The sequence below is a fragment of the Pseudoduganella lutea genome (assembly GCF_004209755.1).
In the GTDB taxonomy this organism is placed as follows: Bacteria; Pseudomonadota; Gammaproteobacteria; order Burkholderiales; family Burkholderiaceae_D; genus Rugamonas; species Rugamonas lutea.
Window position 1 is genome coordinate 3,583,278 of sequence record NZ_CP035913.1, and the last position, 20,017, is coordinate 3,603,294.

The following is a 20,017-nucleotide window of genomic DNA, read 5'->3' on the forward strand; positions in this document are numbered from 1 at the left end:
TCGTGGCATAATGGAAAGCTTTCCAGTGCGTTGAGAAACGGAGGAGACGGATGCGGAAACGAATGATGGCGGCATTGATCGCCACGGCCACGCTGATGCAGGCCACGCCTGGTGCCCTGGCGCAGGCACCGCTGCCCATGCTGCATACGGAAGGCACGCGGTGGGTGGACGCCGGTGGCCGGCAGGCGATCCTGCGCGGCACCAACCTGGGAAACTGGCTGATCAACGAATTCTGGATGATGGAGCTCGACAAGGTCAGCGGGGTGGAGGACCAGTGCCAGCTCGAGGCATTGCTCGACCGGCGCTTCGGTCACGCGGAACGGGAGCGGCTGTTCAAGGTATTTCGTGACAACTGGATCACCACGCGCGACTGGGACCTGATGCGGCGGCATGGATTGAACGTGGTGCGGCTGCCGTTCATCCACACCGTCATCGAGGACGAGAAGAAGCCGCGCACGCTGCGCGCCGATGCGTGGCGCTACCTCGACGACGCCATCGACCAAGCCGAGAAGCGTGGCATGTATGTGGTGCTCGACCTGCATGGCGCCGCCGGCAGCCAGGGTGTCGAACACCACAGCGGCTGTGCCAACCGCAACGCCTACTGGTCCGAGCCGGACAACCAGGCACGCACCGAGTGGTTATGGCGGCAGGTCGCTTCGCGCTACAAGGATCGCGGCGCCGTGGCCGGCTACAGCGTGCTGAACGAACCATGGGGCACCGATCCGGACACGATGGCCGCCAATGTGCGCAAGCTGTACCAGGCCATCCGCGCCGTCGATGCGAACCACGTGATCATCCTGCCCGGCCACAGCAAAAACGGCATCGATGCCTATGGCAGGCCGGCGGACCACGGCATGACGAACGTGGCATTCGAGATGCACCCGTATCCCGGCCACTTCGGCTGGGGCAAGCCCGGGCTGAAGGTGCACAGGGACTGGCTCGCTTGTGCACCTGAAGGGGAAAAGACTGAGGGTGACACGGTATGCAAATGGGACGAACGCCTGCGCCGGCTCGATACCGCCTTCTTCGTCGGCGAAATGCAGCCCTGGGCGATGATGGGCCTGGAGCTGGGCGGGCAGGTCGCACGCGCGTCGTTCGATACCTATGCGCGGTACGGCTGGGCCGCCACCGCCTGGTCGTGGAAGGTCGTCACGCGGCAGGGCGGCCAGGGCACCGGGAAATGGGGCATGGTCACGAATGCTGAAAACCTGGCTCCGACAGGCAAGGTGCCGTCCATCGATTTCGCCACCGCGCCGAAGGCCGACATCGAGGCCCTGTTCCGGTCGTTCGGCACGCAGCCCTACGCCTTGCACGAGCCGCTGCTGCGCTGGCTCACTACCCGCCATCCCGTCGACATCCGCAACATCCGAGAGATCCATGACCAATAACGCACCCGATACCGCGCTGTCGCGCGATGGCTTCCCCGCCGGCTTCACCTGGGGCACCTCCACGTCGTCGTACCAGATCGAAGGCGCCCGCCACGAGGATGGCCGCGTCGATTCGATCTGGGACACGTTCAGCGCAAGGCCCGGCCGCATCCGCGACGGTTCGAGCGGCGCCATCGCCTGCGACCACTACCACCGCTGGCCTGGCGACCTGGACATCGCCCGCGCGCTCGGCACCAACGCCTACCGCTTTTCGATCGCCTGGCCGCGCATCTTCGGCGACGGCGTGACGGCGAACGCGAAGGGCCTCGACTTCTATGAACGGCTGGTCGACGGCATGCTGGAGCGCGACCTGCAGCCCTGGCCCACGCTGTACCACTGGGACCTGCCGCAGGCGCTGCAGGACCGCGGCGGCTGGATGGCGCGCGATATCGTCCACCGCTTCACCGACTACGTGGATGCCGTCACGCGCCGGCTGGGCGACCGCGTGGCGCAATGGATCACGCACAATGAACCGTGGTGCACGGCGATGCACGGCCACATGGATGGCATGCACGCGCCGGGCATCCGCGATGTGGCGTCGGCGCTGCAGGCCAGCCACCACGTGCTGCTGTCGCACGGTCTCGCCGTGCCGGTCATCCGCGCCAATGTGCCGGGCGCGCGCGTCGGCGCGGCGCTCAGCCTGCATCCGATCCGTCCCGCCTCCGACAGCCCGGCCGATACCGCCGCCGCGCACCGGCATGACGGGCTGCGCAACCGCTGGTTCCTCGACCCGCTGTTCGGCAAGGGTTACCCGGTCGACGTGCTGGACGCGGTGCGCGATGCCGCGCCGCGTATCGAAGCGGGCGACCTCGAGGCGATCGCCGTGCGAACCGACTTCACGGGCCTCAACTACTACTTCCCCGAAGTGATCGCGGCCGCGCCGGGCGAGGGGCCGCTGCATGCGCGCGTGGTGCATCGCGAAGGCGTGGAACGCACGGCGTTCGGCTGGGAAGTGGCCCCGGAAGGCATGGCGCAGCTGCTCGAGCGCATCCATGCGCAATACGGGCCGCCGGCCATCTATGTGACCGAGAACGGCTCGTGCTACGACGATGTCGTGCAGGACGGCCGGGTGCACGATGCGCAGCGCACGTCCTACCTCGTGCGCCATCTCGCGGCCCTGCGGGACACCATCGAACGGGGCGTGCCGGTGGCCGGCTATTTCGCGTGGAGCCTGCTGGACAACTTCGAGTGGGCCGAAGGCTACACGCGCCGCTTCGGCCTCACGCACGTCGATTTCTCCACGCAGGAGCGCATCCTCAAGGACAGCGGCAAGTGGTACCAGGCCTTCCTCGGCGGCCCGGCGGGCGTGTCGAAATTCCCACAGGTGTGAAGTCCCGTTGACAAAAAAATCAGCCAGTTGCCATAATTGCGGCACAAATTGGTAACGTTTCCAATCGCGCAGCGACATGCGGTTTAAAAACGATATAAACCAATTCCGAAGGCCGCACGGCCGACCGGCCGATAACACAATGGAGACGATGAGATGACACACTTCCCGCAACGGCAGGCGCTCTGCCTGACACCGATCGCCGCGGCAGCGGCACTGCTGTTCGCCACCGGCGCAGGGGCCCAGCAGGCCGAATCCACCGCAGCAGCCGACACTGCGGCGGAGGCCGTGGTGCCGTCAGTGATCGTGACCGGCATGCGCCGCAGCATCGAGAACTCGATCGCCATCAAGCGCGATGCCGATTCGATCGTCGAAGCCGTGACGGCGGAAGACATCGGCAAGCTGCCGGACATGTCGATTGCCGAGTCGATCGCCCGGCTGGCCGGCCTCACCGCCCAGCGTGTGGAAGGCCGTGCGCAGGTGATCTCGATCCGCGGCCTGGCGCCGGACTTTTCCGGCACGCTGCTCAATGGCCGCGAGCAGGTCTCCACCAGCAACAACCGCGGCGCCGAGTATGACCAGTATCCGTCGGAGCTGATCAACGGCGTCACCGTGTACAAGACGCCGGACGTGTCGCTGATGGGGCAGGGCCTGTCCGGCACGGTGGACCTGCAGACGGTGCGCCCGCTGGACATGCCGGGCCGCACGATCGCCATCAACGTGCGCGCCGAAAAGAACTCGAACGGCAAGCTCAACGAAGGCGTATCGGACCGCGGCGGGCGCCTGTCGATTTCCTACGTCGACCAGTTCCTCGGCAATACGGTGGGCGTGGCCGTCGGCTTCGCGCACCTCGATGCGCCGGGCCAGCAGAAGGAGTACAAGTCGTGGTGGTGGGGCGCCGAGAACAACCTGGGGCCGGCCAACCAGGACGTGATCGCGCTGAAAGGCGCCGAGGTCACGGCCACGTCGCGCGAGATGGTGCGCGATGGCCTGATGGCCGTGCTGGAATACAGGCCGGACCGGAACTTCCGTTCCGCGCTGGACCTGTACTACTCGCAGTTCGACCAGAAGACCACGATGCGCGGCGCCATGTGGAACTCGCACCAGTGGAGCAATATCGCCTACCGCGATCCCGTCATCGACACCATCGGCGGTACGCGGCTGCTGACCGGCGGCACGCTGGTGAACCTGGAACCGATCCTGCGCAACGACTACAACGAACGCAAGGACAAGCTGGCCGCCTTCGGCTGGAACAACAAGTACAAGCTGGACCAGTGGTCGTTCGAGGGCGATCTGTCGTACTCGCACGCGAAGCGCCGCGAGCAGGTGCTGGAAACGTACGCGGGCCTTGGTCCGGCCAACTCGGGCATCACCGACAACAATTTCGGGTTCAGCATCCCCGTCGGCGCGGGGCTGCCCGTGTTCACGCCATCCGTCGACTTCACGAACGCGAACCTGATGCGGCTGGCGGACGTGGGCGGCTGGGGCAAGGATGCGGACCTGCACCAGCCGCGCGTGGAGGACAAGCTGGGCGCACTGAAACTGGGCGCGAAGCGCGACCTGGAAGGCTTGCTGCGCTATGTGGAAGGCGGCCTTTACTTCAGCAAGCGGGAAAAGGAACACGGCGACACGAACCACTACTACTTCCTGAAGAATGGCCGTGCGCCGGCCTTCGTGTCGCAAGAGCTGCTGCGGCCGTCGACGTCGCTGGCGTTCGGCGGCATTCCCGCCGTGATCAGCTACGACGTGATGGGCGTGCTGGCGAAGTACTACGACCAGCAGCCGGCACGGCCGGACGACCAGGCCCTGCAGGACTGGGGCGTGACCGAGAAAACGTCGACCGGCTTTGCCAGGGTCGGCATCGATACGGACCTGGGGCCGGTGCCGCTGCGCGGCAATGTCGGCGTGCAGGCCGTGCACGTGAACCAGGAATCGCGCGGCGTTGCCGTCGTGGGCGGGCAGCTCAAGGAGATCAGCGGCGGCGCCAGCTACACGGACTACCTGCCCAGCATGAACCTGATCTTCGACCTGGGCCGCTGGAGCGATGCGTGGACCGTGCGCTTCGGCGCCGCGAAGACACTGGCGCGGCCGCAGATGTCGGACATGCGCGCCGGCGTGGCCGGCGGCGTCAGCCAGACCACGTTCGAGTGGAGCGGCAGCGGCGGCAATCCGCAACTGGAACCGTGGCGCGCCAATTCCTACGACCTGTCGATGGAAAAATACTTCGGCAAGCGCAGCTACATTGCCGGCGCCTACTTCTACAAGAAACTGAAGACGTATATCTACAACCAGCAGACGGCGCATGATTTCACGGGCTTCCCGAACCCGTCCACCGTGGAACCGATCACGAACATCGGCACGCTGAACCGGCCGGCCAACGGCAACGGCGGCATGGTGCGCGGCGTGGAACTTTCCGGTTCGCTGGAAGGCGGCATGTTCTGGGACCCGCTCGATGGCATCGGGCTGATCGCCAGCGTGTCGGGCACGGAAAGCTCGATCCACCCGAACGGCCCGGGTACGAAGGAAAAGCTGCCCGGCCTGTCCGGCGTGGTGCGCAACATCACGCTGTACTACGAAAAGCACGGTTTCTCGACGCGCGTGAGCCAGCGCTACCGTTCCGCCTACCGCGGCGAAGTCACCGGCTTGTTCGCGCAACGGTCGTTCAGTGAGATCCTGGCCGAAAAGCAGATCGACTTCCAGCTCGGCTACGCAATCGAGCAGGGCCCCTACAAGGGCCTGTCCTTCCTGCTTCAGGTGAATAACCTGAACAACGAACCCTACCAGACCCGCCAGGGCGACCCGTTCGCCAGCGGCGCCTATGCGCCGGAACGCTACACCACGTATGGCCGGCAGATGCTGCTTGGCCTGAACTACAAGCTTTGATTTTTTGAAGAACGATACGGAGATCCGATGAAACGACGTTTGACCTTGCTGGCTGCCGCGGCGCAGCTGCTGGCCTTCAATGCCATGGCCGCCCAACTGACCGACTGGCCGCAGCTGAAAAGCGCCGTGGCGCCCGACGCGCAGCTGGAAGCGCGGGTAAAGGAAATCGTGGCCGGCATGACGCTGGAACAGAAGGTCGGCCAGATGACGCAATCCGAGATCAAGACCACGAAACCGGAGGACGTGCGCAAGTACTACCTCGGGTCCGTGCTGAACGGTGGCGGCAGCTGGCCGAAGGGCAGCAAGTACGCCACGCCGGCCGACTGGGTGAAACTGGCCGATGCGTTCTACGACGCGTCGATGTCGACCGACATGAAGCACAAGGTTCCCGTCATCTGGGGCATCGATGCGATGCACGGCAACAGCAACGTGCTGGGCGCCACGCTGTTCCCCCATAACATCGGCCTGGGCGCCGCGCGCGATGCGAAGCGCGTGGGCGAGATGGCCGCGGCGGTCGGCAAGGCCGTGCGTGCCACGGGCATCAACTGGGTGTTCGCACCCACGCTGGCGGTCGTGCGCGATGACCGGTGGGGCCGCACCTACGAAAGCTTCTCGGAAGATCCGAAGATCGTCGCCGACTATGCCGGCGAGTATGTGAAGGGCTTGCAAGGCTCGCTGAAGGATGACGCCGATGTCGTCGCCACCGCCAAGCACTACGTGGGCGATGGCGGTACCGACCAGGGCAAGGACCGCGGCGTCAACCAGTCGACGAAGTCCGAGATGATGAACATCCACATGGCCGGTTACTACCCGGCGCTGGAAGCCGGCGCGCAAACGGTGATGGCCTCCTACAACAGCTGGACCGATGTCGCGGCCGGGAAAACCTACGGCAAGATGCACGGCAACAAGGAGCTGCTGACGGATGTGCTGAAGACCAGGATGGGCTTCGACGGCTTTGTCGTCACCGACTGGAACGGCATCGCCGAAGTGCCGGGCTGCCGCAACGACAGCTGCCCGCAGGCGATCAATGCCGGCATCGACATGGTGATGGTGCCGGACGACTGGAAGAGCTTCATCGCCAATACCGTGCAGCAGGTGAAAGATGGCACGATCCCGATGGCGCGCATCGATGACGCGGTGACCCGCATCCTGCGAGTAAAACTGCGCGCCAACCTGCAAAAGCCTTCCGCCTCAAGCCATGCCGGCAAGATGGAATCGATGCAGGCGCGCGAGCTGGCCCGCAAGCTGGTGCAGGAATCGCTGGTGCTGCTGAAGAACGATGGCAACGTGCTGCCGCTGGCCCGCGACAGGAAGATCCTCGTGGTGGGCAAGAGCGCCGACAACATGGCCAACCAGAGCGGGGGCTGGACGCTGACGTGGCAGGGCACGGACAACAAAAACAGCGATTTCCCGAACGGCGACACGATCCTGGCCGGCCTGAAGGAAGCGGCGCCGAACGTCACGTTCAGCGCCGACGCGGCCGGCGTGAACGTGGCCGACTACGACGTGGTGGTGGCCGTGATCGGCGAAGGGCCTTATGCGGAAGGCGATGGCGACATCGGCCCGGCCGGCAACCTGCGCCACAGTGGCCGCTACCCGGAAGACTTGGCCGTGCTCAAGGCGGTGGCCGGCAAGGGCAAGCCGGTGGTGACCGTGTTCGTCACCGGCCGGCCGCTGTATGCGAACGACCTGCTCAATTTGTCGGACAGCTTCGTGGCCGCGTGGCTGCCGGGCTCCGAGGGCAAGGGCGTGGCGGACGTGCTGCTGCGCGGCGCCGACGGCAAGGTCAACGCGCCATTCTCCGGCAAGCTGTCGTTCTCGTGGCCGAAGAGCCCGTGCCAGGCGCCGCTGAACGTGGGCGACAGGAACTATGCGCCGCTGTTCGCCTACGGCTACGGCCTCGAATACGGCAAGGCGAAGAAGGTGGGCCGGCTGCCGGTCGACGCCAGCACGGCGCCGTGCGGCAAGACCAATGCGTTCCCCGTCTTCAACCAGTCCGACCGCGCCACGTTCCCCCTTTACGTGCAAGGCGGCGGCGAACGCAAGGCATTGGGCGCGGACCTGAACATGACGCACACGCTGCCGACGCTGAAGGTGGAAGTCGCCCAGGTGAACACGCAGCAGGATGCCAGGAAAGTGACGTGGACCGGGCCGGGCACCCTCGAAGCCCGCGCCGCCGCGCCCCGCGCGCTGCCGGCCTACGCGACGAAGGATGGCGCGCTGGTGTTCGACACAATCGTCACGGCCGCGCCGCAGGGGCCGGTGCAGGTGGCGGTCGGCACCGCGTCGGTCAATCTCGGCGCCGAGTTCACGCGGCTGGCGGGGCAGGGCAAGAAGACCGTCAAGATCCCGCTGGCGTGCTTCAAGGGGGCCGACCTGGCGAAGGTGGACACGCCGTTCCGGGTGACGGCGCAGGGCGGGCTGGTTGCGGCGTTCACCAACATCCAGGTCATCGGCGGCGCGGGTGCCGACGCGGATGCCGTGGCTTGCGTAAAATAGACGCCCTTTTCAAAGGGAACACCCGAAGGAGCTGACATGCAACATCATTCCCAGGCGGCGCTCGCGCCCGACACCGGCGGCGCGAACGCCGCCGGCAACAATACGGGGCCGCTGGTCATCGTCACGATCCTGTTCTTCATGTGGGGCCTGCTGACGTCGATGAACGACGTGCTGATCCCCCACCTGAAGGCGGTCTACACACTGACCTATGTGCAGGCGATGCTGGTGCAGTTCTGCTTCTTCGGCGCCTACCTGCTCGTTTCCGTGCCGGCCGGGATGCTGATCCGCCGGCTCGGCTACCAGCGTGGCGCCGTGGCAGGCCTCGTCGTGGCGGCCATCGGCTGCGCGCTGTTCTATCCGGCCGCAACGTCCGGCTATGGCGTGTTCCTGTTCGCGTTCTTCATCCTGGCCGGCGGTATCACGGTGCTGCAGGTGGCCGCGAATCCCTACGTGACGGTGCTGGGCGACCCGCGCACGGCGTCCAGCCGCCTGACGCTGACGCAGGCGTTCAACTCGCTGGGAACCACGGTGGCGCCGCTGCTGGGCGGCATGCTGATCCTGTCCGGCGGCATGCTGGGCGCGGAGCAGCTCGCGGCGCTGCCGGCTGCCGAACAGCTGGCGTACCGCGCCCAGGAAGCGGCCAGCGTGCAAGGGCCGTATCTCGTGCTGGCTGGCGCGCTGCTGCTGCTGGCAGTGCTATTCGCCATGGCGCGGCTGCCGAAGATCGTCGACACTTCGGCCGATGCGGCTGCCGGCGACACGCAGCACGGCCGCTTCCGCGACCTGTTCGCGCACAGGCACCTGATGCTCGGCACACTCGGCATCTTCCTGTACGTGGGTGGCGAGGTGTCGATCGGCAGCTTCCTGATCAACTTCCTGGAAGACCCGAAGATCGGCGGCATGACGGCCGCGCAGGCGGCGCACTACGTGAGCCTGTACTGGGGCGGCGCCATGGTGGGCCGCTTCATCGGCTTCGCCGTGATGCGCAAGGTCAGCCCCGGCAAGGCGCTGGCGTTCAACGCCGCCGCCAGCATCGCGCTGATCGCCATCGCCGTGCTCGGCGGCGGCAAGGTCGCGATGTATGCCATCCTCGCCGTGGGGCTGTGCAACTCGATCATGTTCCCGACGATCTTCAGCATGGCGCTGCACGGGTTGGGCAAGCAGACCGGCCAGGCCTCCGGCCTGCTGTGCATGGCGATCGTCGGCGGCGCGCTCGTGCCCTTCGCACAGGGCGCACTGGCCGATGCGATGGGCGTACAGCTGTCGTTCGTGGTGCCGGCGGCCTGCTATGCGTTCATCCTGTACTTCGGCATGAAGTACGCGAACCTGCACCGTCAATAAGGTAACCCGGAAGCGTAACACTGGGGTCAGACCCGGCGGGTCTGACCCCGGCATCTGCCGTTGGGGTTGATTCTGTCAGCGGCGGCCGTACATCATCAGCTGGGCCAGCACGGAGCGCGCGGGGCTGAGCAGGTCGATGGCGGCCAGCGACAGGCCGAGCGCCGGCTGCAGTGGCGACGTGTTGGCGAAGATGCGGGCCATCGTGTCCGTCAGCCGCACGGTAACGTCGCGGTCCTGCCGGCGCAGCGTGGCGAATTCGGCGAGGGTGTCGGTCGTGGCGTCGCGCGCCAGCAGCCGGGCCAGCACGGTGGCGTCGCGCAGGCCAAGGTTCAGGCCCTGGCCCGCCACGGGGTGCAGCGTTTGCGCCGCGTTGCCGATCGCGGTGGTGCGCGCCGTGCCGGCCACGCCGGCGTTCAGGCCGAGCGGGAACGCGAGGCGGCGCGTGGCGTGCGTGAAGCGGCCCAGCCGTTCGCCGAACGTGGCGTTCAGCCGCGCCAGGAAGGCGGCATCGGCCAGCGACAGCAGTTCCTGCGCGGTTTCCGGCCGCACGCACCAGACCATCGAATAGCCATCGCCCTGCGGCAGCATCGCCAGCGGGCCTTCGTCCGTGAAGCGTTCATAGGCACGGTGCGCGATCGGGGCGCTGGCTTCCACCTGGGCGATGATCGCCGTCTGGCCGTAGTCGCGCGTGGTGTGCTTGTCCGTTTGCGCGCCGAACAGGCCGCCCTCGGCCTGCACGGCGATCGCGGCCGACAATGTCCGGCCATCGTCCAGCGTGAGCCGCACGGCGCTGGCGGTTTCCTCCAGCCCGGTGACGCGCGCGGGTCGCAGCGAGGCGATGCCGAGGCGTTCGGTCACGCCGGCCAGCACGGTCACGAGATCGCCGTAGCGTGTCACGTAGCCCAGCGCCGGCACGCGGTGCTCGTCGCGCGTGATCATGCTGCGGCCGAACGCGCCCTTGCGCGATACGTGGATTTCATGGATGTCGGTGGCGGGCACCGGCCAGGCGCCGACCTGGTCGAGGATCTGGCGGCTGCCCCACGAGAGCGCCAGCGTGCGCGGGTCGTCGCGCGCGGCGTCCAGCGGCTTTGCGTCGATCAGCGCGATGCGTGCGGGTGCCATGCCGCGTTGCACGAGCAGGGCGGCCAGCGCCATGCCGGCCGGGCCGGCGCCGCAAATGGCGACGCTGTAGTCAGTTTCGATGTTGTCGTTCATCGTTCCTCCGCCATCAGCCGTTCGATGTCGTCCACGGTACTCGGCACGTCGTCCGTCAGCACGCGCGGTGCGCCGCCGGCAACGACCACGTCATCCTCGATGCGGATGCCGATGTTCCAGTACTGCTCCGGCGCGCCGGCGCCAGGGCGCACGTAGATGCCCGGTTCCACCGTCAGCACCATGCCTTCGGCCAACGGGCGCGATGGCTTGTCCGGGTGTTCGGTGATGCGGTAGGCGCCCGTGTCGTGCACGTCCATGCCCAGCCAGTGGCTGGTGCCGTGCATGTAGAACGCCGTGTAGGCTTTATTGGCGATCACATCGTCCAGGCTGCCCGCCGTATCGCGGTTCAGCAGGCCCGTATCGAGCATGCCTTGCGCCAGCACGCGCACGGCGGCGTCGTGTGCCGCATGGAACGTGTTCCCCGGCCGGATCGCCTCGAACGCGGCCGCCTGCGCGGCCAGCACGATCTCGTACAGTTCCCGCTGCGGCGCCGTGAAGCGGCCGTTGACGGGGAAGGTGCGCGTGATGTCGGATGCGTAGCCATCGAGTTCGCAGCCGGCATCGATCAGCACCAGGTCGCCGTCGTGCGTTTGCCGGGCATTGGTGTTGTAGTGCAGGATGCAGCTGTTCGCGCCGGAAGCGACGATCGGCGTGTAGGCCGGGAATTGCGCGCCGCTCTTGCGAAACTCGTACAGCAGTTCCGCTTCCAGCTCGTATTCGAACATGCCGGCCCGCGCGGCCCGCATCGCGCGACGGTGCGCCGCCGCCGAGATCTGCCCGGCGCGCAGCATGGTGGCCTGTTCGCCGGCATCCTTGACGACGCGCATTTCCTCGACCAGCGGCATGAGGTCGCGCAGCGCCGGTGGCGCCGTGATGCCGGTGCGGCCCTTGGCCCGCACGGCGTTGAACCAGCGGCGCAACTGCTGGTCCAGTTCCTCGTCGCGAGCCAGGCGGCAGTACAGGACGGGGGCGCCGGCCAGCAGCTCCGCCATCTTTTCATCGAGCAGGCCGACCGGATATGCGGCATCGACGCCGAATCCGGCCTGCGCCGCTTCCGGACCGTGGCGCAGGCCATCCCAGATTTCGCGTTCCGCGTTCTTCTCGCGGCAGAACAGGATGGCGCGCGCCGGCTGCTCGCCGTTCGCGGCCACCAGCACAAGCGCGCTTTCCGGTTCCGGGAAACCCGTCAGGTAATAAAAGCTGCTGTCGTGGCGGTACGGATATTCGCTGTCGCCATTGCGCACGCTTTCCGGCGCCGTCGCCAGGAACGCCACGCTGCCCGGCTCCATGCGCGCAAGTAGGGCGGTACGGCGTGCGGAGAATGACGTGACAGCGGCGTTCATGACAGCTTCGCTCCAAAGGGCGCGTTCAGTTGCTCGAGCTGCGCGGGCGTGCCCACGTTGTCCCAGTCGCCTTCGTAGACTTCGCCGCCCAGCTGGCCCTTGGCGGCAAATTCACGCAGCAGCGGTCCCAGGGCGGCGCGCTCGCCAGGCTGGATGCCGTCGAACATTTCGGCACGATAGACGCCGATGTTCGCGAACGTCCACATCGGGTCGCCGGTATTGGACACGGTGTACAGGTTCAGGCCGAAGTCGCCCTTCGGGTGGAACGACGGGTTTTTCACGAGCCAGATCCAGGCGATGTCGCGCTGCTCGACCGGGTGGGCATTGCCCCACAGGTCCTTGTCGTGCAGGACATCCTTTACTTCGCTGAAATCGAAGTGCGGGCAATAGATGTCGCCGGAGATCGCCAGGAACGGTTCCTCGCCCAGCAGGTGCCGGGCGTTGGCGATGCCGCCCGCCGTTTCCAGCGCCTCTTTCTCGGCCGAGTAGCGGATCGTGGCGCCGAAGCGGCCGCCATCGCCCAGGTGCACCTCGATCATGTGGCCGAGGTGCGCATGGTTGATGACGATCTCCGTGATGCCCGCGCGCACCAGGTTCAGCACGTGCCACTCGATCAGCGGCCGGCCGCGCACCTTCAGCAGCGGCTTGGGGCAGGTGTCCGTCAGCGGGCGCATACGCTCGCCGCGGCCGGCGGCGAAGATCATGGCTTTCATGGCGACCTCAGAACGTGTAGCCGACGGCGGGCTGGCGGTTTTCCAGCGCATCGAGCAACTTGACCAGGGGCTTGAGCTCGCGGTAGCGGTTGGCCGTGCGGCGCACGTACTCCATCACCGTGGGCAGGTCGCCCAGGTACAGCGGCTTGCCGTCGCGATAGTTCAGGCGGCAGAACAGGCCGAGGATCTTCAGGTGGCGCTGCAGGGCCATGTACTCGAAATCCTTGTAGAACGCGTCGAAATCCTTGTTGACGGGCAGGCCGGCGGCTTTCGCGTGCTGCCAGTAGCGGATGATCCAGTCCAGCACCAGTTCCTCGTCCCACGACACGTAGGCATCGCGCAGCAGCGAGGCCGCATCGTAGGTGATGGGGCCGTAGACGGCATCCTGGAAATCGAGGATGCCGGGATTCTTCTCGTCCATCCACATCAGGTTGCGCGAATGGAAGTCGCGGTGCATGAACACCTGCGGCTGCGCCATGCACGTGGCGATGATGTGGTCGAACACCTTTTGCAGTTCGGCCGACTGGGCATCGGTGAGCGTGGTGGCGAGATGCTTGCCGATGTACCACTCGGGGAAGATGTCGAGTTCGCGCTGCATGAAGGCGCGGTCGAACTCGGGCAGCACGCCGGGCTGGCTGCGCAGCTGGATGTTGACGAGCGCGGACAGGGCCTCGGCATACAGCGTGGCGGCATTGTCGTGGTTCAGTGCCTGCAGGTAGGTGGTGGTGCCCAGGTCGGACAGCAGCAGGAAGCCCTGTTCCAGGTCCTGCGCATGGATCGCGGGAACGGAAACGCCGGCTTCGGCCAGCAGTGCGTCCACCTTCACGAACGCTGCGGTATTCTCGCGCTCCGGTGGCGCGTCCATGGCCACCAGGGTGGCACCGTATTGTGCCTGGGCGGCCGGCAATACGTCGACCCGGAAGTAGCGGCGGAAGCTGGCGTCGGCCGACGCGGGGCGCGCCGAGGCGGCGTCCACGATGCCCAGGCCCTGCAGCCAGGTTTTCAATTGAAGCAGGCGCGCGTCGCCGTCGGAAGATAAAGTGTGCAATAAAGACATGAGGGACAGCCCGAGCAAACCGGATGTTGACAAAGGAATCCCATATAATAAGGGATTCAAATCAAAAAATCGCCTGCATGGTGTTCTTTATAGTGCTTCGCGTATCCTCCCTTCCATGAGCCTGGCCCCACCCTTCAAGAAACGTTGGGCGTATGCCATCTCCGCCCTGATCGCCGCCTGCGCGGCACCGACCCATGCCCAGACCCAGAACGGTACCGGCGCGGGTGCGCCCCGTGCCGACGATCCGGATGCGCCGGTCACGATCCGCGCGGAGGAAATCAGCGGGCGGCCCGAGCGGGAACTGATCCTCACCCGCGACGTGGAAGTGGTGCAGGACAAGATGCGCGTGACGGCCGATGCCGCCTGTTACCGCCAGGTGGAATCCGAGCTGGAAGCACAGAGCAACGTGCGCCTGTGGCGCTTCGGCGATTACTACACGGCCGACGAGTTCAAGATCAACACCGAGACCGGCGTGGGCTACATGCTGCAGCCCACCTACAAGCTGGAATTGAACAATGCGCAGGGCAAGGCGCAGCGCATCGACTTTCTTTCCGAAGACCGGGCCAAGGTTGTCAACGGCACCTACAGCACCTGCGAAGGGCCGAACCCGGACTGGTACGTGCGATCGAGCACGCTGACCCTGGACCAGGGCCGCGACGTGGGCGTGGCCGGCGGTACCGTCGTCTATTTCAAGGACGTGCCGCTGATCGGCACGCCGGGCATTTCCTTCTCGCTGTCCGGCGCGCGCCGCTCCGGCTGGCTGCCGGCGGTGCCGGGCTTCTCGTCGCGCGGCGGTGCCGAACTGACGGTGCCGTATTACTTCAATATCGCACCTAACCGGGACCTGACCGTCTCGCCGCACTACATCAGCCGGCGCGGCCTGCAGATGGGGGCAGTGGGGCGCTACATCGGCGAGACGGCGGCCGGCAGCTATGAAGGCCGCACGTGGATCGAGTACCTGCACAACGACAAGGAAAAGGGCATCGACCGCTGGCAGATCCAGTCCTCGCACTCGCAGGCGCTGGCCAAGGACTGGTCGTATGGCTGGAACGTGCGCGCCGCGTCGGACGAGGATTATCCGACCGATTTCTCGAAAACGGTGGCCGGCAGCGCCGAGCGCCAGCTGCTGAAGGAAGCGCGCACCGACTACCGTGGCGAGATCTGGAGCCTGACGGCGCGCGTGCAGAAGTACCAGGTGCTGCAGGATCCGGATACGACGACGGTCACGCCGCGCCCGTACGACCGCCTGCCGGCCGTGAACTTCCACGCCGGCCAATATGACATCGGCGGCTTCGACTGGTCGGTGGACGCCGAGGCGACCCGTTTCCACTACGCGACCGAGACGATCTGCCCCGGTGCCAACATCGGCGGCACCGCCTGCGTCAACGACGCCAGGATCAACGGCGACCGGATCGTGGTGCAGCCGCAGATCAGCTACCCGATCATCAGTCCGAGCTACTTCATCACGCCGAAGCTGATGCTCAATGCGAGCGCCTACCAGCTCGACAGGTTCGGCACCGAGGAAAGCCGTTCGGTCACGAAGGCGATTCCCACGTTCTCGCTGGATTCGGGCCTGGAATTCGAGCGTAGCACCAAGCTGTTCGGCCGTGCCGTCACGCAGACGCTGGAACCGCGCCTGTTCTACGTGTACACGCCTTACCGCGACCAGACCGACATTCCCGTGTTCGACACGGCCGATGCCACGTTCAACTTCACCCAGCTGTTCTCCGAGAACCGCTTCGTGGGTTCGGACCGCGTGGGCGATGCGAACCAGGTGACGGCGGCGATCGTGTCGCGCTTCCTCGAGGAATCCGGCGCCGAACGCCTGCGCCTGGCATTCGGCCAGCGCTTCTACTTCAACGACCAGCGCGTGCAACTGACGAACTCGGAACCGGTCAGCACCGGCCGCTCCGACCTGCTGCTGGCGGCCACCGGCCGCATTTCCGAGTCGTGGGGCGTGGACAGCGCGGTGCAGTACAACCAGGGCGACAAGCGCGTGGTCAGCTCGAACCTGAACGTGCAGTTCCAGCCGGGCCAGCGCAAGGTGTTCAACGCCGGCTACCGCTTCCTGCGCGACAGCTTCAAGAACGTGGACTTTTCCACGCAGTGGCCGATCTCGGACCGCTGGTTCGGCGTGGGGCGCATGAGCTACTCGCTGCAGGACCACCGCATCCTGGAAAGCCTGATCGGCCTCGAGTACAACTGCGACTGCTGGGTGTTCCGCATGGGCGCGCAGCGCTTCGTGACGACCACCAATAAAACGTCGACACAGGTGTTCTTCCAGCTCGAGCTGAACGGCCTGTCCAAGTTCGGCATCGGCAACCCGCTGGAAGTGCTGAAGAACAGCATTCCGGGTTACCAGCAGCTCAACGCGGGATATCGCCGCTGAGGGCTGGTGCCGCCGGCGGCGACGCGAGCGTCACTGCCGGCGGCCTAGGGGCCGCTGACGGCAACCTGTGGACCGTCGTCACTTGCTGTTACACTTTCCGCGCCGCGCACCTGCTATCCTTCATCATTTTCCACCTGACCTGAAAAGCGTTTGCAATATGTTCAGTAAGCATCCGATCACCCTCGCAGCCCTGCTGCTGTGCGCCATGACTGCCGGCGGCGTGGCCGTGGCGCAGGACGCCAAGCCCGCTGCTTCCGCCACTGCACCGGCCGCCGCGCCGGCGCAGCCGAAGGGCTTCACGCCGCCGGGTCAGTCCAAGAATCCCGAAATCGATTCGATCGCCGTCGTCGTCAACGACGACGTGATCACGCGCCGCGAACTGACCGAGCGCGTCGCCGTCATCATGCAGCGGATGAAGCAGCAGAACGTGCAGTTGCCGGATGCCGCCGCGCTGCAGCGCCAGATCCTGGAGCGCATGATCGTCGAACGCGCCCAGCTGCAGATGGCCAAGGAAATGGGCGTGCGCGTGGACGACACGATGCTCGACCGCGCGATTGCCCGTATCGCCGAACAGCAGAAGCTGTCGGTGCAGCAGCTGCGCGACCAGATCGAGAAGGATGGCACGTCGTTCGCCAGCTTCCGCGAGGAGATCCGCGAGGAGATCATCACCACGCGCCTGCGCGAGCACGAAGTCGATGCCAAGATCCAGATTTCGGAAGCGGAAGTGGACAGCTTCCTGGCCGCGCAGGAAGCGGCGGCCGCCGAGCAGCAGGAAGTGAACATTTCGCAGATCCTCGTGCGCATTCCCGAGAATGCCACGCCGGACGTGATCGCCCAGCGCCAGCAGCGCGCCGAGGACGTGATGCGCCAGCTGCGCACCGGTGGCGACTTCGCCAAGGTGGCGGCCACGTATTCCGACGCGGCCGATGCGCTGCAGGGCGGCGCCGTGGGCTGGCGCCCGAGCGACCGCATTCCGCCGGTCTTCGCCGAAGCGCTGAACAAGATCCAGCCGGGCCAGGTCACGCCGATCATCAAGAGCGTGACGGGCTTCCACATCCTGAAACTGGTGGACAAGCGCTCGCTGGCCCAGGCGCAGGCCGAGGCGGCCGTGGAGCAGACGCACGCGCGCCACATCCTGCTGAAGGTGACGCCGTCGACGAGCGCCGCGGATGCCAAGCGCAAGCTGGCCGACATGAAGGCTAAGCTGGACAGCAAGACTTCCTCGTTCGAGGAACTGGCGCGGCTGTACTCGAACGACGAATCGGGCAAGAAGGGCGGCGACCTGGGCTGGCTGTACCCGGGCGACACGCTGCCGGAATTCGAAAAGGCGATGAACGAGCTGAAGCCGGGCGAAACGAGCGGCCCGATCGAGACGGCGTTCGGCTACCACCTGATCCAGGTGGTGGAGCGCAAGTCGGAAGACATGTCGAAGGAAAAGAAGCGCAACGAAGCGCGGATGGCGCTGCGCGAGCGCAAGATGGTGGAAGCGGCGGAAGACTTCCAGCGCGAGGTGCGTGACCGCGCCTACGTGGAATTCCGCAGCGAAGAGCTGCGTCCCGACGCGGTCAAGTAAGGCCCATGAACGAGCGTAACCCTGTGAGCGTCAACCCCGTGAGTGTTACCCCGTGAGCACGTCCCCGCCTGCACGCCGCCCGGGCGTTCGCCCGGCGATCGCCATCACCACGGGCGAACCGGCCGGTATCGGCCCCGAGATTTCGCTGCGCGCCGCATGGGCGATGCGCGAGCGCGTTAACTGCGTGCTGCTGGGCGACGCCGCCTTCCTGGCGATGACGGCGCAGGCGATCGATCCGGCCATCCGTGTCAGCGCGCTGTCGCTGATGGCCGTGCGCAACGGCGGCCTGCCGCACTTCGGGCCGGACCGGCTGTCCGTGATCGATATCCCGCTGGCCGCGCACGTGGTGCCGGGCCAGCTCGACAGCGAGAATGGCCGCGCCGTACTGGCCACGCTCGATGCGTCGATCGAAGGCATCCGGGCCGGCTGGTTCGAGGCGGTGGCCACGGCGCCGCTGCAGAAAAGCACGATCAACGATGCTGGCGTGGCGTTTTCCGGCCATACCGAGTACTTCGCCGACCGTACCGGCACCGCGCAGGTGGTGATGATGCTGGCCGGTGAACTGAATAATGTCGATGCGGGTGTGGAAGGCGTGCCGCAATTGCGCGTGGCCCTGGCAACCACGCACCTGCCGCTGAAGGACGTGCCTGCGGCGCTGACGGTCGATGGCCTGGGCACGACGCTGGACATCATCCACCGCGACCTGCAAACGAAATTCGGCATCGCCGCCCCGCGCATCCTCGTCACCGGCCTGAACCCGCATGCGGGCGAGAATGGCTACCTGGGGCGCGAAGAGATCGACGTCATCACGCCCGCGCTGGAAGCCGCGCGGGCCCGCGGCATCGACGCGCGCGGCCCGTATCCGGCCGACACGCTGTTCCAGCCGAAATACCTGCGCGATGCCGACTGCGTGCTGGCCATGTACCACGACCAGGGCTTGCCGGTGCTGAAATTCGCCACGTTCGGCCGCGGCATCAACGTCACGCTGGGCCTGCCGCTGATCCGCACCTCGGTCGACCACGGCACCGCGCTGGACCTGGCCGCCCGCGGCCCCGGCCACGCCGACTGCGGCAGCATGGAACAAGCGATCTCCGCCGCCCTCGGCATGGCCAACGCCAGCCGCCAGAGCAACTAATTTCCAAAAACCGGGGTCAGACCCCGGTTTTTGGCAACTATTTCCAAAATTCGGGGTCAGACCCCGGTTTTTGGCAACTATTTCTCGATTACATGAAACACATAGCCCGCAAGCGCTTCGGCCAGAACTTTTTGCACGATGACAGTGTCCTCGGCGACATCATCACGGCCATCGCGCCGGCTCCCGGCGATACGATGGTGGAGATCGGCCCTGGCCTGGCGGCGATGACGGACCTGCTGCTGAAATCGCTGCCGCACATGCACGTGGTGGAGCTCGATCGCGACCTGGTAGCACGCCTGGAAAAGCGCTTCCCACGCGAGAAGCTGACGATCCATTCCGGCGATGCGCTCAAGTTCGACTTTGGCGCCATTCCCGTGCCGGAAGGCCGCAAGCTGCGCGTCGTCGGCAACCTGCCGTACAACATCTCCAGCCCGCTGCTGTTCCACCTCGCCGAGTTCGCGCCGCAGATCGAGGACCAGCACTTCATGCTGCAGAAGGAGGTGGTCGAGCGCATGGTGGCCGAGCCGGGCACCAAGGCCTTCGGACGCCTGTCGGTGATGCTGCAGTGGCGCTACCGGATGGCGCTGATGTTCGTCGTGCCGCCCGAAGCGTTCGATCCGCCGCCGAAGGTGGATTCGGCGATCGTGCGGATGATCCCCATCGCCGACCCGCTGCCCTGCGATGCCGCCACGCTGGAGGCGGTGGTGGCCAAGGCGTTCTCGCAGCGCCGCAAGGTGATCCGCAACTGCCTGGCCGGCATGTTCACGGAACAGCAGATCATCGACGCCGGCATCGACCCAAGCATGCGTCCGGAAACGGTGGCGATGGAAGCCTACGTGGCATTGGCGAACAGCCTGAAAACCGCGGGCCAGTAACCGGAAGACAAGCTGCGTTGCGTTTTCGTTACAACGGCGCAACGCATCACCTGCCATAATCCACCTGCCAAGATAACGTTGCGTCATGCTATTTTCTTGTCGATACAAGGCCTTAGCTGCAATCCTCCGCGACGTATATCGTTTTCATATAAGTCATCCGTAATGTTTCATTGGCTGACAAGCATTTCAGCCGCATAAAATTTTTATCAAGAAGTTGATCGATTGGCATACACCGCGCAT

Annotated in this window: 13 protein-coding genes; 9 read left to right on the forward strand and 4 right to left on the reverse strand. The window is 65.9% G+C overall.

Features of this window, described 5'->3' with window-relative positions; genetic code table 11:
• The first annotated feature begins 50 nt into the window (after positions 1-50).
• The 5 genes from EWM63_RS15170 to EWM63_RS15190 all read left to right on the forward strand — a co-directional run bounded on the left by EWM63_RS15170 (position 51) and on the right by EWM63_RS15190 (position 9,477).
• A complete protein-coding gene (locus tag EWM63_RS15170) occupies positions 51-1,388 on the forward strand; it encodes a glycoside hydrolase family 5 protein (protein ID WP_130187277.1) in 1,338 nt (445 codons plus the stop codon).
• A complete protein-coding gene (locus EWM63_RS15175) occupies positions 1,378-2,757 on the forward strand; it encodes a GH1 family beta-glucosidase (protein WP_130187278.1) in 1,380 nt (459 codons plus the stop codon). The genes EWM63_RS15170 and EWM63_RS15175 overlap by 11 nt, the downstream gene beginning before the upstream one ends.
• 153 nt (positions 2,758-2,910) lie before the next feature.
• Positions 2,911-5,637, forward strand: coding sequence for a TonB-dependent receptor (locus tag EWM63_RS15180; protein ID WP_130187279.1), 2,727 nt, complete (start codon positions 2,911-2,913; stop codon positions 5,635-5,637).
• 27 nt (positions 5,638-5,664) lie between these two features.
• Complete coding sequence (locus tag EWM63_RS15185) at positions 5,665-8,136, forward strand: glycoside hydrolase family 3 protein (protein ID WP_130187280.1); 2,472 nt, start codon at positions 5,665-5,667, stop codon at positions 8,134-8,136.
• 36 nt (positions 8,137-8,172) lie between these two features.
• A complete protein-coding gene (locus tag EWM63_RS15190) occupies positions 8,173-9,477 on the forward strand; it encodes a sugar MFS transporter (RefSeq protein ID WP_130187281.1) in 1,305 nt (434 codons plus the stop codon).
• A 75-nt stretch (positions 9,478-9,552) separates the two neighbouring features.
• On the opposite strand, the gene EWM63_RS15195 is transcribed toward EWM63_RS15190, so the two are convergent.
• Genes EWM63_RS15195 through EWM63_RS15210 form a run of 4 tightly spaced genes read right to left on the reverse strand, consistent with a single transcriptional unit; the run spans position 9,553 to position 13,805 of the window.
• Positions 9,553-10,692, reverse strand: a complete 1,140-nt coding sequence (locus tag EWM63_RS15195) for an FAD-dependent monooxygenase (protein WP_130187282.1) — start codon at positions 10,690-10,692, stop codon at positions 9,553-9,555.
• Complete coding sequence (pepP, locus tag EWM63_RS15200) at positions 10,689-12,035, reverse strand: Xaa-Pro aminopeptidase (protein WP_130187283.1); 1,347 nt, start codon at positions 12,033-12,035, stop codon at positions 10,689-10,691. Before pepP ends, EWM63_RS15195 begins: the two co-directional genes overlap by 4 nt.
• A complete protein-coding gene (gene murU, locus EWM63_RS15205; protein WP_130187284.1) occupies positions 12,032-12,748 on the reverse strand; it encodes an N-acetylmuramate alpha-1-phosphate uridylyltransferase MurU in 717 nt (238 codons plus the stop codon). Before murU ends, pepP begins: the two co-directional genes overlap by 4 nt.
• 7 nt (positions 12,749-12,755) lie before the next feature.
• Positions 12,756-13,805, reverse strand: a complete 1,050-nt coding sequence (locus tag EWM63_RS15210) for an aminoglycoside phosphotransferase family protein (RefSeq protein WP_130187285.1) — start codon at positions 13,803-13,805, stop codon at positions 12,756-12,758.
• Positions 13,806-13,920: 115 nt separating this feature from the next.
• On the opposite strand from EWM63_RS15210, the gene EWM63_RS15215 reads away from it, so the two are divergent.
• The 4 genes from EWM63_RS15215 (at position 13,921) to rsmA (ending at position 19,777) form a co-directional block, all read left to right on the forward strand.
• Positions 13,921-16,194: an LPS-assembly protein LptD gene (locus tag EWM63_RS15215; protein ID WP_130187286.1), complete on the forward strand. Its 2,274-nt coding sequence runs from the start codon at positions 13,921-13,923 to the stop codon at positions 16,192-16,194.
• A gap of 157 nt (positions 16,195-16,351) precedes the next feature.
• Positions 16,352-17,767 carry a peptidylprolyl isomerase gene (locus EWM63_RS15220; RefSeq protein WP_130187287.1) on the forward strand — a complete coding sequence of 472 codons (1,416 nt, stop codon included), beginning with the start codon at positions 16,352-16,354 and terminating at the stop codon, positions 17,765-17,767.
• 52 nt (positions 17,768-17,819) lie between these two features.
• Positions 17,820-18,902 carry a 4-hydroxythreonine-4-phosphate dehydrogenase PdxA gene (pdxA, locus tag EWM63_RS15225; protein ID WP_130187288.1) on the forward strand — a complete coding sequence of 361 codons (1,083 nt, stop codon included), beginning with the start codon at positions 17,820-17,822 and terminating at the stop codon, positions 18,900-18,902.
• A gap of 92 nt (positions 18,903-18,994) precedes the next feature.
• Positions 18,995-19,777, forward strand: coding sequence for a 16S rRNA (adenine(1518)-N(6)/adenine(1519)-N(6))-dimethyltransferase RsmA (gene rsmA, locus EWM63_RS15230; protein WP_130187289.1), 783 nt, complete (start codon positions 18,995-18,997; stop codon positions 19,775-19,777).
• Positions 19,778-20,017 lie beyond the last annotated feature (240 nt).

What these genes read in the sequence shown, in the direction of transcription:
- EWM63_RS15220 (WP_130187287.1), top strand. Translation starts at nt 16,352, where the DNA reads ATGTTCAGTAAGCATCCGATCACCCTCGCAGCCCTGCTGCTGTGCGCC.
- EWM63_RS15180 (WP_130187279.1), top strand. Translation starts at nt 2,911, where the DNA reads ATGACACACTTCCCGCAACGGCAGGCGCTCTGCCTGACACCGATCGCC.
- murU (WP_130187284.1), bottom strand. Translation starts at nt 12,748, where the DNA reads ATGAAAGCCATGATCTTCGCCGCCGGCCGCGGCGAGCGTATGCGCCCG.
- EWM63_RS15175 (WP_130187278.1), top strand. Translation starts at nt 1,378, where the DNA reads ATGACCAATAACGCACCCGATACCGCGCTGTCGCGCGATGGCTTCCCC.
- EWM63_RS15215 (WP_130187286.1), top strand. Translation starts at nt 13,921, where the DNA reads ATGAGCCTGGCCCCACCCTTCAAGAAACGTTGGGCGTATGCCATCTCC.
- EWM63_RS15190 (WP_130187281.1), top strand. Translation starts at nt 8,173, where the DNA reads ATGCAACATCATTCCCAGGCGGCGCTCGCGCCCGACACCGGCGGCGCG.
- EWM63_RS15195 (WP_130187282.1), bottom strand. Translation starts at nt 10,692, where the DNA reads ATGAACGACAACATCGAAACTGACTACAGCGTCGCCATTTGCGGCGCC.
- pepP (WP_130187283.1), bottom strand. Translation starts at nt 12,035, where the DNA reads ATGAACGCCGCTGTCACGTCATTCTCCGCACGCCGTACCGCCCTACTT.
- EWM63_RS15170 (WP_130187277.1), top strand. Translation starts at nt 51, where the DNA reads ATGCGGAAACGAATGATGGCGGCATTGATCGCCACGGCCACGCTGATG.
- EWM63_RS15210 (WP_130187285.1), bottom strand. Translation starts at nt 13,805, where the DNA reads ATGTCTTTATTGCACACTTTATCTTCCGACGGCGACGCGCGCCTGCTT.
- rsmA (WP_130187289.1), top strand. Translation starts at nt 18,995, where the DNA reads ATGAAACACATAGCCCGCAAGCGCTTCGGCCAGAACTTTTTGCACGAT.
- EWM63_RS15185 (WP_130187280.1), top strand. Translation starts at nt 5,665, where the DNA reads ATGAAACGACGTTTGACCTTGCTGGCTGCCGCGGCGCAGCTGCTGGCC.